General features: G+C 45.5%; 13 protein-coding genes. All 13 read right to left on the reverse strand.

The genetic code is table 11. From position 1 onward, the window contains the following. Window positions 1–92 precede the first annotated feature (92 nt). The 13 genes from NQ489_RS16040 to NQ489_RS16100 all read right to left on the reverse strand — a co-directional run bounded on the left by NQ489_RS16040 (window position 93) and on the right by NQ489_RS16100 (window position 13,201). On the reverse strand, window positions 93–1,283 hold the full coding sequence (locus NQ489_RS16040) for a pyridoxal phosphate-dependent aminotransferase (RefSeq protein ID WP_021652682.1): 1,191 nt from the start codon (window positions 1,281–1,283) through the stop codon (window positions 93–95). Between the two features lie 156 nt (window positions 1,284–1,439). Further along, window positions 1,440–1,994 carry a phosphatase PAP2 family protein gene (locus NQ489_RS16045; protein WP_021652681.1) on the reverse strand — a complete coding sequence of 185 codons (555 nt, stop codon included), beginning with the start codon at window positions 1,992–1,994 and terminating at the stop codon, window positions 1,440–1,442. A 354-nt stretch (window positions 1,995–2,348) separates the two neighbouring features. After that, the gene (locus NQ489_RS16050; protein ID WP_022427340.1) at window positions 2,349–3,023 is read right to left on the reverse strand and encodes a V-type ATP synthase subunit D; all 675 of its coding nucleotides are present in this window, start codon (window positions 3,021–3,023) and stop codon (window positions 2,349–2,351) included. 14 nt (window positions 3,024–3,037) lie between these two features. Then, a complete protein-coding gene (locus NQ489_RS16055; protein WP_015526254.1) occupies window positions 3,038–4,411 on the reverse strand; it encodes a V-type ATP synthase subunit B in 1,374 nt (457 codons plus the stop codon). A gap of 1 nt (window position 4,412) precedes the next feature. After that, complete coding sequence (locus NQ489_RS16060) at window positions 4,413–6,182, reverse strand: V-type ATP synthase subunit A (RefSeq protein ID WP_021652679.1); 1,770 nt, start codon at window positions 6,180–6,182, stop codon at window positions 4,413–4,415. A gap of 24 nt (window positions 6,183–6,206) precedes the next feature. After that, window positions 6,207–6,527 (reverse strand): V-type ATP synthase subunit F, encoded by a 321-nt coding sequence (locus NQ489_RS16065; protein WP_021652678.1) that lies wholly within the window; start codon window positions 6,525–6,527, stop codon window positions 6,207–6,209. Then, entirely contained in the window at window positions 6,520–7,491 is a 972-nt protein-coding gene (locus NQ489_RS16070) for a V0D/AC39 family V-type ATPase subunit (protein ID WP_044962242.1), read from the reverse strand. Before NQ489_RS16070 ends, NQ489_RS16065 begins: the two co-directional genes overlap by 8 nt. 30 nt (window positions 7,492–7,521) lie before the next feature. Next, window positions 7,522–8,115 (reverse strand): V-type ATP synthase subunit E, encoded by a 594-nt coding sequence (locus tag NQ489_RS16075; RefSeq protein ID WP_015526258.1) that lies wholly within the window; start codon window positions 8,113–8,115, stop codon window positions 7,522–7,524. Between the two features lie 20 nt (window positions 8,116–8,135). Beyond that, complete coding sequence (locus tag NQ489_RS16080; RefSeq protein ID WP_015526259.1) at window positions 8,136–8,606, reverse strand: V-type ATP synthase subunit K; 471 nt, start codon at window positions 8,604–8,606, stop codon at window positions 8,136–8,138. A gap of 4 nt (window positions 8,607–8,610) precedes the next feature. Then, window positions 8,611–10,617, reverse strand: a complete 2,007-nt coding sequence (locus NQ489_RS16085; RefSeq protein ID WP_021652675.1) for a V-type ATP synthase subunit I — start codon at window positions 10,615–10,617, stop codon at window positions 8,611–8,613. A gap of 16 nt (window positions 10,618–10,633) precedes the next feature. Next, entirely contained in the window at window positions 10,634–10,942 is a 309-nt protein-coding gene (locus tag NQ489_RS16090) for a V-type ATPase subunit subunit G family protein (protein ID WP_022427344.1), read from the reverse strand. A 313-nt stretch (window positions 10,943–11,255) separates the two neighbouring features. After that, on the reverse strand, window positions 11,256–12,353 hold the full coding sequence (locus NQ489_RS16095; RefSeq protein WP_021652672.1) for a substrate-binding domain-containing protein: 1,098 nt from the start codon (window positions 12,351–12,353) through the stop codon (window positions 11,256–11,258). Window positions 12,354–12,502: 149 nt separating this feature from the next. Further along, window positions 12,503–13,201 (reverse strand): RluA family pseudouridine synthase, encoded by a 699-nt coding sequence (locus tag NQ489_RS16100; protein WP_021652671.1) that lies wholly within the window; start codon window positions 13,199–13,201, stop codon window positions 12,503–12,505. Window positions 13,202–14,713 lie beyond the last annotated feature (1,512 nt).

Consider the following 14,713-nt stretch of genomic DNA (forward strand, 5'->3'; position numbering starts at 1 on the left):
TGCTTATTCCCTCTTGCAAAAGATCCCCGATACAGGGCTGCATGAACAGACTGTACCGGGGATCTTTTATTCAACTGCTTTGTAATGATCGTTTATTTCAAGCCATACTCTGCTGCAAGTTTTTTAAATTCAGGAAGAGAATTCACAATTGTCTCATAAGATACACAATATGCAAGTCTCACATAACCGGGGCATGCGAAGGAGCTTCCCGGTACCATAAGGATGTTATATTTCTTACCGGCTTCACAGAAGGCTTTTTCGTCTTCAACCGGAGATTTTACAAAGAGATAGAAGGCACCCTGTGGTTTGATACACTCAAATCCGCATTCTTTCAGGCCATTATAAAGTGCCTGCCGATTTTTATCATAAGCTACAAGATCCGTCTTGGCGTCTACACATTTTGCAACTACTTTCTGGATCAGGGACGGTGCATTTACACAGCCAAGTGTACGGTTTGCAATGGTTGCTGCAGAGATCAGCTCTTCGCTTCCGTCTGCCTCATCAGGGATCACCAGATATCCGATACGTTCACCCGGAAGGGAAAGAGATTTGCTGTAGGAATAGCCCACAACAGTATTGTTATAATATTTCGTCAGGTATGGGACCTCCACGCCATCATAAGCCAGCTCACGGTATGGCTCATCGGAGATCAGGTAGATCACAGTTCCGAACTCTTTCTGTTTTGCTTCCAGGATTGCGGAAAGTTTCTTGATCGTTTCTTCTGAATATACAACTCCGGTAGGATTGTGCGGGGTATTTACGATAACCGCTCTTGTCTTCGGTGTGATCTTCTGTTCAAACTCAGCGAGATTTGGCTGGAAGGTTGTGGTATCTGGAGAGATTTCCACAAGGACACCATCATAATTGCGGACATATGCACCGTATTCCAGAAAATATGGCGCAAAAACGATCACCTCTTCTCCAGGATTCAGGATTGTTTTCAGGATCACATTCAGTCCGCTTGCAGCGCCGACGGTCATGATCAGATTCTTTGCGGAAAATTTCGTATCGAAACGTCTGTTGAGGGATTCTGCGATGGTCTGGCGTACATCCTCAAAGCCTGCGTTGCTCATATATCCGTGAAGAACTGTCGGATCCGTAGTGTTTACAAGCTCGATAATTGCTTCGCGGACGCTGTCCGGTGCCGGTACACTTGGATTTCCGAGACTGAAATCAAAAACCTTGTCTGCGCCATATTTCGCACGGAGGCGGTTTCCTTCCTCAAACATCATACGGATGGCGGAATTATTTTTCACGTAGGGTTTCATTTTTTCTGATATCATTTTGTGCTCTCTCCTTTTATCCGATTTTACAGGGTTTCATATCATTATTTCTACCATAGTCAGAATCTGTTGTACTGTCTACAATTTTACCCCGTCTTGCTTCAGCGTGTCAATACTTTGTCCAGGTAAAGTGCTTCATATTTCCTATGGACAATGCTAGTGTACCTGTTTGTCTTCCGGTTTCGTTCGCACGATCCATACTGACAACGTGCTTCCCACCAGCGCGATCACGAATCCGGCCAGAACATCTGTCGGATAATGGACACCAAGATACAGTCTGGAAAATGCCACCAGTGCTGCCAGGACTACTGCCGGGATTCCGAATTTCTTCGGAAGCATCCGAAGCATTACCAGAGCAACGGCAAAGGATGCTGTGGTGTGACCTGACGGAAAAGAGAAATCCTTCGGTTTGGTGATCATAGGGATGAGAGCTTCGATTTCCGCAAAAGGCCTTGGTCTTGCCACTATATTTTTGAGAAGCAGGTTGGTAACGATCGCCCCGAAGATCAGGGATAAGGCTGCCGCATAACCTGTTTTTCTTGTCTTTGGAACAGCAAGAAGAACAACTGCACAGAGGATCCAGAACCATCCTCCGTTTCCCAGAAATGTAACAGATTTCATAAATGGTGTCAGCATATCCGTTCTTAAATATCGCTGGATCAGGAGAAGGATTTCTCCGTCCAGCTGTTGTATTGACTGTAAAATATTCATATACCTCTTACTGATCAGACGCTACCGCAATCTGCTTTGCCAGCTGTTCATAGCCATGCAGCTGCCCGGCAGTTTACCTGGTCAGATCAGCTTTCTCCTCTTTCTTTATTTTTTATTTCTTTATTTTTCAGCAGACAGAGCAGCTTTCTTTTATATTTCTGCATCTGCAGCTGTCTGATTTACTTATTATCTATTATACTGTATTTTTCTTGATTTTCTAATAACAAAAGCTAAATATTTTATAAATAAAACGCCCCTGCACTGCCGAAATTTCACACAGTACAGGGACATCTCCTTTCCGTTACTTAAAACTTTCTATATAAACTTTTCTTTTTCTTTCAGGATGACTGCGCTTTACGCTCCGCGCTCTGCCTCCCGCTCCTTATAATGATGTGCCTCCTCCAGCATCATATCTTTCACCTTCATCAGTCGGATCTGAGTACTTCTCTCGTTCTCATCCAGCTTCATGGTGATGTATTTAATGTTTGCCCGGGCTTCCGGTATGATGACATGCTCCAGAGCATTTACACGACGCCTTGTTTTTTCGATCTCGGAAGCCATAAGCTGACAGGCCTTTTCCACTTCTGCCAGACGAAGCATATCCGGCAGGATGTCTGCCAGGGATTTTACCGCTCCGTCCAGATCACTGGATGTAAAAGCAAAGCCATAGGAATAAATATCGTTGGCATCCGGTGTTCTTGTTTTGTATTCAAAAACAGGAATATCCACACTCATGACATTCTTTTTTCCGGTTTCCAGATAAACTTCCTGCTTGGGAGCCATCAGTGCCGTATTCAGCGTCTCCTCCGACATTCCTGCTTTTGCAATGACAAAATTGGTGTTGGCGCTTCGGATACCGGCTTCTACTTTTTTTCGCAGCTCCATATTCTCCCGTACCAGATCCAGGAACTGTCTCATCAGCTCGTCCCGCTTATCCTTCAGAAGCTTATGGCCACGTACTGCAGTCACCAGCTTCTTTTTCTGCTTCGTAAGCTCCATACGGGTAGGATTCACCTGTGTTGATGCCACAAATCATCCCCCCTTTATACTTTTCCGTAATACTGATCAAGGAATTTGTCATCGATACGTTTCAGCTCGCTTCTCGGAAGAATGGAAAGCAGCTTCCAGCCGATGGCCAGTGTTTCCTCAATATCACGGTTAGCCTGATAGCCCTGGGAAACATATTCCTTCTCGAAAGCATCCGCAAATTTTGCATAGATCAGGTCAATATCGGAGAGAGCTGCCTCACCAAGAATGGTCATCAGCTCTTTGGCCTCTTTACCACGGGCATATGCGGCAAACAGCTGATTCATGGTGTTGGCATGGTCTGCTCTTGTCTTGCCTTCACCGATACCCTTATCCTTCAGTCGTGACAGAGACGGAAGAACATCGATGGGCGGTGTGATTCCCTTACGGTAAAGCTCACGGCTCAGGATGATCTGTCCCTCTGTGATGTAACCGGTAAGGTCCGGGATCGGATGGGTCTTATCATCCTCAGGCATAGTCAGGATCGGAACCATGGTGATACTTCCTGATTTTCCTTTCTGACGGCCTGCACGCTCATAAAGAGAAGCAAGATCTGTGTACATATATCCGGGATATCCACGACGTCCCGGAACCTCCTTACGAGCCGCGGAAACCTCACGGAGAGCATCCGCATAGTTTGTGATATCCGTAAGGATTACCAATACGTGCATGTCTTTTTCGAAGGCAAGATATTCAGCCGCTGTCAGTGCCATTCGCGGAGTAGCGATACGCTCAACAGCCGGGTCATTTGCCAGGTTCACAAACAGAACAGTACGATCTATAGCTCCGGTTTCCTTAAAGCTCTCTACGAAGAAGTTTGACTCCTCGAAAGTGATACCCATGGCTGCAAATACAACGGCAAACTGCTCATCTTTTCCGCGAACCTTCGCCTGTCTTGCAATCTGTGCCGCAAGCTGTGCATGGGGAAGACCGGATGCGGAGAAGATCGGAAGCTTCTGTCCGCGTACCAGAGTATTCAGTCCGTCAATCGCAGATACACCCGTCTGGATAAACTCCTCCGGATAGCTTCTGGCCGCCGGATTCATGGGAAGTCCGTTGATATCTCTTCTTTCCTCCGGAAGGATCTCCGGGCCGTCATCAATGGGACGTCCCAGTCCGTCAAAAACACGACCCAGCATATCGCCGGATACACCAAGCTCCATGCTCCGTCCCAGGAAACGTACCTTGCTGTTGGAAAGATTGATACCTGTGGAGCTCTCAAACAGCTGCACCAGAGCATTGCTTCCGTCGATCTCCAGAACACGGCATCTTCTTGTTTCGCCATCGGCAAGCTCGATCTCACCAAGCTCGTCAAATGCTACATCTTCAACGCCCCGTACCAGCATCAAAGGGCCGGCAACTTCCTGTATGGTCCTATATTCTTTTGGCATTTTACAGGCCCTCCTTTCCCAGAAGTTCTGCAGTCTCTGCTGCCAGCTGGCGGGTTACTTTCTCATATTCTGCTGCCAGCTGATCTTCTTTTGTATATTTATAACGGCCGATCTGCTCACGTACCGGAAGCTTTACGATATCATTGATATCTGCGCCCTGTTTCAGCGCATCCAGACCCGCATCATAAAATGCAAGTACCAGACGCATCATATTGTGCTGTTTTTCCAGAGATGTGTAGGTATCGATCTCGTGGAAAGAGTTCTGGTGGAGGAAATCCTCTCGGATGGAACGGGCTGCTTCCATTTTCAGTCGGTCACCCGGAGAAAGCGCATCCATACCTACCATCTTTACGATTTCTTCCAGCTCTGCCTCTTCCTGAAGAAGGGTCATCATTCTCTGACGGAGCTTCATCCAGTCATTCGCTACATTTTCGTCAAACCATCCGCCAACGCTGTCCAGATACAGAGAATAGCTGGTCAGCCAGTTGATCGCCGGGAAATGACGTTTGTATGCAAGGTTTGCATCCAGTCCCCAGAATACCTTTACGATTCGAAGTGTCGCCTGGGAAACCGGCTCGGAGATATCACCACCTGGAGGAGATACGGCGCCGATCGCTGTCAGGGCACCCTCTCTTCCGTCTTTTCCACTGCAGATCACATGTCCGGCACGCTCATAGAACTGTGCAAGACGGGAACCAAGATATGCAGGATAACCTTCCTCGCCTGGCATCTCCTCCAGTCGTCCGGACATCTCACGGAGAGCCTCAGCCCATCTGGAAGTAGAATCTGCCATCAATGCTACGGAATATCCCATATCACGGAAATACTCCGCAATTGTAATACCTGTATAGATCGACGCCTCACGAGCTGCAACCGGCATATCTGAGGTATTGGCGATCAGAACCGTACGCTCCATCAGGGATTGTCCTGTTTTCGGATCCTTCAGCTCCGGGAACTCGTTCAGAACATCTGTCATCTCATTTCCACGCTCACCGCAGCCGATATAAACCACGATATCTGCCTCAGCCCATTTTGCAAGCTGATGCTGGATAACCGTCTTACCGCTTCCGAACGGGCCGGGAACTGCTGCCACACCACCCTTGGCAATAGGGAACATGGTATCAATAACACGCTGTCCTGTTACCAGAGGTTTAGCTGGCGGAAGTTTCTTCTTATATGGACGGCCACGTCGTACCGGCCAGTGCTGCATCAGGGTCAACTCTTTATCGCCGTCTGCTGTGGAAAGAACTGCAACGGTCTCATCCACGGTAAACTCGCCGGATTTAATTTCCTTCAGAGTACCTTTCATATTGGGAGGTACCATGATCTTCTGTGTAACAACGATAGTCTCCTGAACGGTTCCAAGAACATCGCCGCCCTCCAGCGGATCTCCCACCTTCGCAACCGGAATGAAATTCCATTTTTTGTCCCGCTTCAGGGCAGGAACCTCAACGCCTCGTTTCAGGTTGTTGCTGCCTGCTACCTTCATGATGTCATCCAGCGGACGCTGTATTCCATCGTAAATGCTTGTAATAAGGCCAGGACCAAGCTCCACGGAAAGGGGCACCTCCATGGACTCTACCGGTTCTCCCGGACGAAGTCCTGAAGTCTCCTCATATACCTGTATGGAAGCCTCATCTTCATGCATCTCAATGATCTCACCGATCAGACGCTGGCTGCTTACACGAACCACGTCATACATATTTGCATCCCGCATACCCTTGGCAATTACCAGCGGTCCTGCCACCTTCTTAATGGTTCCTCTGCTCATCTGAACCAATCACCTGCTTTCTTGTCACTCATTACTGAAAAGAATATCGGAGCCAACTGCCGTCTCCACGGATTTCTTTACATTTTCGATACCTGCACCTGTATTTCCGGAAATTCCGGGAATCTGAATGATCGCAGGCATCAGCTCCTCACTGTATTTACTGATCTCTGCGGAAAGCTGGGCCGCCAGCTGTTCCGTAATATAAATAACCGCATATTCACCGGCTGCCAGACGGTTAAGCTTCTCTTTACCTTCTGCAGGATCCTCCACCGGAAAAGTATCAAGGCCAAGAGCCGCAAACCCGTAAATGCTGTTATAATCACCTAAAACTGCGATCTTATACATACATTTCCCTTGCCCTTTCCCGGATAAACTCTTCCGGAAGGCCGCTGCGCTTTCCGGTGAGAATGATCCGCACCGTCTTGATCTCATTTTCACGGGCAAGCACATAGGCTACCAGCGGTCCCAGTGAAAATGAATTATACAGCTGAGGGCGGATGGTCTCCATGATCTGGTTATCACACCATCTCTCAAAAGCGGAAGCTGATTCCGCCAGTGCCAGAGCTCCGTCCCCATATTTCGTTTCTGCCAGATAACCCATGATCTGATCCATTCCGCTTACTGCCGCGTGGATCAGTCTCTCCTTATCCAGTGTGTCACATTCTGCCATGGCTTTTTTCATAAAGTCCGAACTTTTTCCTGTTTTGCAGGCACGGACTGCGATCCGGATATCTGCTACCGCTACCGTGGATTCCGCATACTGCCGGACGATCTCTTCTTTTGATCGTCCTCCGGCTTTTTTTATGGCATCCAGTGCTGCCCTGTCTACGATAATATCCGCAAGCTGTCCGTCTCTTGTGTGCAAAAAGGTCTCATAGGCTTCTCTTGCCGCTTCCCGCATATCCTCAGGAAAACGATCATATTCCTTATCCTTCAGGAATTTCACCATATCCTCTCCGTCAATGGAACAGTCGCTGAAAAAAATATTCGGCGCTGCCCCTTGCAGGATGCTTGCCTTCACAGCCGCTTTCATATTATGGAAAAGATCCTGATAAGAAAGAACAGAAAAAACAGATCGGTCCGCTACCAGCGAATCCATGATCTCCCAGATCTTTTCTCTCTCCCGGGAAAGAATGGCATCCGCACCGGCTGCAGGATCACCGTTTCCCCAGCCCTTCTCTGTAAGAATCTGAAGGCACTGCTGCTCATCCTGACATGCCAGAAGCTGCTCGATCGCCGCCTGATTCAGAAGTCCGGTCTCCAGAACACGTATCCGCGCCACCGCATAGGCATAATCTTCACCAAACATCATTCACGCCCTCCTTTTTGCGATGGTGTTTTACGCAAACAAAATCTTTCTTACCTGATCCAGAAGCTCATCCCGCTTCTCTGCGAACATGGCATCAATGGAACAGTTTTCCTCAATGCCGCCGTATATCAGGATAAAACCTCCGTCTATGTTTCGGGTTTCACCGGAAATTTCCAGCACACCACCCTTTTTCTGTGCCAGGCTCTTTATTTCCTCACGGAAACCTGCCGGCATACGTTCCAGATCCTTTTTTGAAAAACAGATCTCTCCTTCTCTTGGAAGAAGATATTTCTCAGCCATATTCTTAAGGATCCCAAAATATTTTTCTTCATCCAGATTCTTCACACGGTCACAGGCATCTGCGATCACATTTCCGATCAGCTCCTGCTTGGCTGCAAGAACTGCGGTACGCTTCTTCATATCTGCAGCGGAAGCTGTCCGCTCTTCATAGCTTTTCACCTTTGCCCTGGACTGTTCTTCTCTCTGCTGCCGGATCTTATCTGCCTTTTCTCCGGCTTCCCTGAGGATCTCTGCGGCTTTTTTCTCCGCATCACTGATCGTAACGGCTGCAGAAGCATCGGCCTCTTCAAGAATCTGGCTTACCATCTTCTCTAATCCTGTCATGCTCTGCCCCTCCTGATGAATCAAACCTGAATTCCGCTGACTGCAAGAATGGAGATCAGAAGAGCCAGAATCGCATATGTCTCAACCATTGCAGGGAAAAGCATGGCTTTACCGAACTGCTCCGGTTTCTTGGCTACGATACCGATGGAAGCTACGGAAGTTTTTCCCTGATGGATTGCAGAAAGAAGACCTGCGATAGCAATCGGAAGACAAGCCACAAAGATCATAAGACCGGTTTCCAGGGAAATATCAGCAACACCGCCGCCCAGGATACCAACCTTGGAAAGTGCAAGGAATGCTACCAGCAGTCCGTAAATACCCTGCGTACCGGGAAGAAGCTGAAGAAGCAGAACCTTGGCAAATTTGTCCGGGTCTTCTGTTACAACGCCTGCTGCTGCACGGCCGGCTGTACCAACACCGATGGCGGAACCTATACCTGCAAGAGCTACGGAAATTGCTGCTCCCAATAATGCCCAAACGATACCACTCATAATATTAATCCTCCTTAATATCTACATATTTTGTATTTTCGCGGAAGGGGTGGAACTCTTTTCCTCCGCCCTCAAAGAATTTGCCGAAAAACTCTACGTACTGTAATCGGCAGGTGTGCACGTATGCACCCAGAAGATTGATCAGAAGGTTAAAGATATGACCAATCACAAATACAAGAATAAATACGATCCATCCCAGAATACTGTCTCCCAGCATACTTCCCATCTGGTTCATAACCGATGCGATAACTCCGGTGGCAAGTCCCAAGGCCAGAAGTCTGGAATAGGAAAGAATATCACTGACCCATCCCGTGATATTGTAAAGATCATAGGCTCCAAGCGCCAGCCTCAGGAATGGATTCTTCTTATCTCTTCCTGACATGAAGAGAATTCCCACCGCACCGATGATCGCCATCCATTTTCCGACCTGTATCACTGCCGGTGAAAGGTTCAGATCCATCTGAGAAATAGAACGGAACATGCTGCTTGGGATAAAGATCAAGATCAGTCCCATAAGAAGCAGGAACCAGAGTACTACGTCACAGAAAAAGTCGAGATATTTTCTGTCACGTAACAGCATGTAGCCCTTAAGACCCATTCCCAGAAACATATGGATCAGACCAAACAGCATGGAGAACACCAGAAGTCTCATTGGCTCATTTAACGGTGCAAACCATACCGGCTTCACCGTGACCGGCCTGTGCAGATATACCTTCGAAAATACATCGATAAAATCTCCGAAATATCCGCCAAACATCACGCCCCAGAACAAAGTGGACAATCCACAGTACATAAAAAGCCGGATGGATTTCTGCATTCCGCTCTCCATCCTAGGGAACTTCAGAAGTACTCCCAGACAGACTGCAAAGACGATCAGTCCATATGCTGCGTCTGACAGCATCAGTCCGAAAAGAAATACATAGCAGGCTGTCATGATCGTGGAAGGATCGATCTCTCCCTTTCCGGGAAGACCAAATGCTGCCAGAACTCCCTCTCCTGCTGCTCCGAATTTACCGTTCTGAAGGGCAACCGGAACATTTTCTCCCTCAGCATCTTCTGCTTCAAAAACAATATCGTACTTCTCCGTAAGCCGTTTCTCCATTGCAGGAACCTGTTTCTTCGGAAGATATCCTGTCACAAAAAAAGTGCTCTCCGACTGGCGGATCTGTCCTAATACCTCATATTTCTGTGCACGGATTCGGAAATAATCGGACAAAAGCTGAAGAGAGCTCTTCCTGTCGTGAAGAGCGCGTATCTGTTCCCGAATCTGTTCGGACTCTTCCTGAATGCGTACCACTTCATTCTTAAGGTTCTCCAGCTCCTGTGCCGGAACCTCTGATACCAGCTGTGCCGGTCTTGCAAATCCCTGCATCCGAAGCGCTTCTTCCAGTTCCTGTGCCTGTGCTTTCAGGCAGACAACCACCAGGCTCAGCTTACCGGCATCATTTGAGATTTCCCGAATGTCAAAGGATTCAAGCTGTGGTGCATCCGCTGCCAGCTGACTGTATACCTGATCCAGAGTTATATTTCCATCAATACTTCCCACAAGTACCGCTGCTTTCGCTGTACCGCCGAAGTTCATCGGAATATCCAGCTTCAGCCATGGAGCAAGAGCTGCTTCCTGCTGTTCTAGCTTAACTGCCGCCGCACTGTTCTCTGTAAGCTTCTTCCGGTATCCCTGAATTTCTCTGGCTGTTCTCAGGATCTCTTCCTGATCCCGGATAGCTTCTTCCTCCTGCTTCCTTCCGATCAGCGGTTTCCCTGCCAGGGATGCCAGCATGGATTGCTTTTCCTTCGAAAATTCATCCAGTATTTCGATTGCCTGATCACAAAGGGATGCGTTCTTCTCAAAGATCAGCCGGGCATTCATAGTATCCATCGTCTTAAGCTCCGGATCCAATTCCGCTGCATCGATCTCCAATACTCCAAGTGACTGCAGTTCTTCCAATATGGCCTTACGGTTCTTTTTCATTGCGCAGATACTGATTCGCTGCATCTGCAATACTGCCATTTTCGCACTCCCCCTCTCAGAACAAACTGTCCATTACTGTCTGGATCGCCTGCTCGTGCTTCGACTCCGCTTTCTTTTTCAAAGCTGCAAGCTCTTCCTCCGCCTGTCCAACGACAGTGTTCTCTGTACTGTGTGCACGTTCTTCGGCTGCTTTCATATCAGATGCCGCCTGTTCGCCGGCGGCTGTTTCCGCCTTTCTGATAATATTCTCTGCCTCTTTCTCAGCTTCGCTGATGATACTCTGTGCACGGACGGATGCATCCTTTATCTTCTGCTGTGCTTTTGCCTCCGCCTCTTTCACTGCCTTGATCGTTTCCTGGATCATCTGATCACCGCCTCTCTGCATATCCAAATTGTACCACAATCGCTTTTTCAAAACAATGTTTATTATGCAATTTAACGATAAATTTATTTGTATTGTGTCAAAAAGTCGTCATATATGTTATATTTTTGCCATTTTTTCGCACACTTTTTATTTGTTTATTCTATTCATATTTTTTATTTTTATTCAAAAAAGCCATCAGCCCGATGAAAATGTTTTTTACATCTTCATCGGGCTGATGGCTTTCAATTATGAACAGACGGTGAATGCGGACTAACCTATTCACCCGACCTACAGTGGCTATCTGTTCTATTTGTTAATTGTACAGGTAATTTGCAATGTCTTCGCTTTTGATATTCTCAGCATCGATCCATACCGGATCAAGTAAAACCTTCTTATCAATCTTTGTTTCCTTCTTCGGTGCAGTAGACTGAATAGCCGCCCACATGGTCTGATATCCCATCGCATAAGGATTCTGTGAAAGCACTCCCAGTTCTTCCCCTTTCTGGATCGCTTCCTGCTGTTTGCTAGTTGCATCTACGCCTACCATAGCAACTTTATTTTCTCCTGTGTCCTTATTTACCTCCAGAAACATTTCAGAAACCTCGGCATTGGTGCAGAAAACACCATCCAGTGCCGGATATTTATCCAGAACTTCCTTCATGGCTTCCTTCATATCATCAACCTGGTCAGAATATACGGTTTCCACCACTTTAATATCCGTATAATTTGCAATATTATCCAGAAATCCCTTTACACGTTCCTGAGCACTCTGTGTTTTCTCCTGTGCGGAAAAAACAGCCACATTTCCCATTTTTCCAATGGCGCTGCCAAGCTTATATGCTGCATATTTGCCGATCTGTGTATTGTCTGTTCCACGGAAAGCTCTGACCAGCTTCGTATCACTGACATTGGAATCAAACGCGACCACCGGAATTCCGTTCTCTTTCGCTGCTTCCAGCTGTGCCTGACAGGAATCCATATCTCCGGCAGAAAGACACACTACAGATGGATTCTCAGCGATCACTGCATCAAGAGTATTAATCTGACTTTCTACGTCCTCTTCATCATCCGGACCCTCAAAGGTCATCGTGATCTGCTTGTCTTTTTTGAAACCATACGCTTCATTTACGTCCTTGACAGCAGCTTCCATTCCTTCTTTTACTTTATTCCAGAACTCGCCTTTTTTGCTTTTGCTGACAACAGCTATTCTGGCACCTTCTTCAATAGAAAGAGTGTCATCGATCTCAGGGATCAGCGGGCTTTTTTCTTCTTCCACTTCGGTTGCTTCAGGGGTTTCCTGGACATCTGCTACAATCGGTGCAACAAGCTTTTCTACTTCTTCTTTCTGACAGCCTGTCAGCAGGGTTGCCACAGCCAACAAGGCTGCTGACGCTACTGCAGCTCTTTTCATTGTAATCTCCTCTTCCTCGCTGGTTACTGTTCTCTATGTTCTTTATCGTCTGCCTTGTCCATCCACAGTAACTTATACTTTACAAAAATCTTACATTTGGTTACTTGCTTTTTACATTATACACTTTTTCGTATTTCCGTCCAGAGTTTTTACACTTTTTTCACAAAATCCAGAAACGCACTTCCCTGTGGCTCTGTTTCAAACTTCATCATTTTTCCTGTTCTGGGGTGTTTGAATTCCAGACAACTGGAACAAAGTCCCAGTGATGTACCTTTTTCTCCCGAAGGATTATATTTCCGGTCTCCGAGAAGGGGCAGTCCCTCATGAGAAAGCTGCACACGGATCTGATGATGCCGACCTGTTTCCAGCCTGATCTTAAGAAATGTCCGGGATTTTCCGTTTATCTCCTGCTGATCCAGAACTTTATAGTGAAGGATCGCTTTTTTTGCTCCCGGTGTATTGGCAGACACCACCTGAGACATGTTGGCTTTTCCATTTTTTTTCAGATAGTCTGTAAGAGTCCCTTCTGAGCTCTCTGCTTTTCCCTCTGTTACTGCCAGGTAATATTTTCCGGCGCCTCCTGCCATCATCTGTTTACTCAAATTTCCTGCTGCTTCGGATGTTTTCGCAAATACAAGAATGCCTTCTACTGGCTGATCAAGGCGATGTACTACTCCCAGATATGGGATCTTTCCCGGTGTTTTTTGTGCCAGATAATTTTTCAGAGCACTTTCCATATCCATTGTTCCTATTTTTGCTGCCTGCACCGGCATTCCTGCTGTTTTTCTGCACACAAGGATCTCTTTGTCTTCATATAAAATATTTTCTTCAATCTGATAATTCCACATATTTTCTCATCTTACTTCCTTTCTCACAGAAGTATAACTGATGATGTTTTTGATGGCAACTGATAAATATAACTGTTCGGAAAATCTCTGATCGAAAATTTTGCTCTCTGCTCGGATCATATTATTTTATCCAGGGCTTTTCGGAATGGTTATATACTTAATATATGCAATCTTATATACACAACGAGACGGTCATCACTTTTTTTACTTTTACAGTTTCCAAAAATGATGACCGTCTCAACACTCTTCGTTATTCAATTTTTCTTCCTCTTCGTTCTTTCGAATAAAGTTTTCTTGTTATACTTATTATACTTATCAATCGAAATCTTTGATTTTATATACTTTATAAAATAATTTCGATTCTCTTTATTCAATTTTGAAATTTTTCTTTTTCAGATTCTCTCTTCTTTTTTATTTCCTGCTCATAAACGACTGATATATGTAAGTATATCTCTTCGATTATTTAGAAAGTTTTATAGATCAGAAATCATTTTTTACGATGTTTGATTTCCTGTTTATCTGAAGAATTTCGGTGGTTATACTTTTTCCTGTTCACTAAACAATTCTGGACTTAACTTCTTAAATTCAAAACCATTTGTCATCTCTGTACTTTGCGATCTGCTGATTCAAATCGACCTATTGGGATTTTCTCCTCTGCAGTTCTTTAAAGTATCCTGGAAAAAAGTTCCTGCCCGATTCTTCTATTTTTAATATCCTCTCAGATATTCTTCTGATGCAAAGCTTCAATCCATATCCTAATGGTTCTGATATGCATTTCAAAGTATCGTTCTCATCTTCACGTTTGTTCTTGGAATCTCTTCTTTCCAACGAACCGGTGAGTTGAGGGTTTTACTCTTTCGGGAAATATTTCTTTACATATTTCCTGAAATCTTTGTATCAGGTGTGTGACAGTTGTTCAATATGAGTTACCGATTCTATATTACCTGAAATACTGATTTCCTTTTGTTTCTGATTTCTTAAAATATAAGTAAGATTTAAGAGGATCTTATTTATATTTCATAAAAGAAACTTCTGTTTTCTTAAGGTGTATCATATGTGATCTGTATCAGGTCTTTCTTGCAGGAAATTCGGTTCCTGTCACTCTCATATTGATGATGGTGTTTGTTTATGTTCCCACTGGAATCACCTTTTCCTTTCTTCATCCTTCATGTGCATCTATGCTATGAATTGAATGATTTTCTTTTTTGTTTTTTTCTTGTTGTTTTTGATGGTCTTATAATAACATCGTTGCGGATATTTGTCAATACATTTTTGTGTTTTTATGCTATTATTTTTATTTATTTGTTTTATTAGGTGTTTATATTTTATAATTTGTTTGTATTTTTTATTATTTTCTGTTAATTTATGCTATTGTGAAGTTGTGAAGAACGGGATGGTATGTTGCAAACGGACGGTCGGGAAGGACGGGAGGGGCGGGTGAGGCTTCGGAGGTCTAGTGCTTCTAAGGCTGCGGGGATTCTGCTAAAACCGCTGAAAAAATCCCAGAACTCG

The sequence above is a fragment of the Blautia sp. KLE_1732_HM_1032 genome (genome assembly GCF_025147905.1).
Lineage (GTDB): Bacteria > Bacillota > Clostridia > Lachnospirales > Lachnospiraceae > Blautia_A > Blautia_A fusiformis.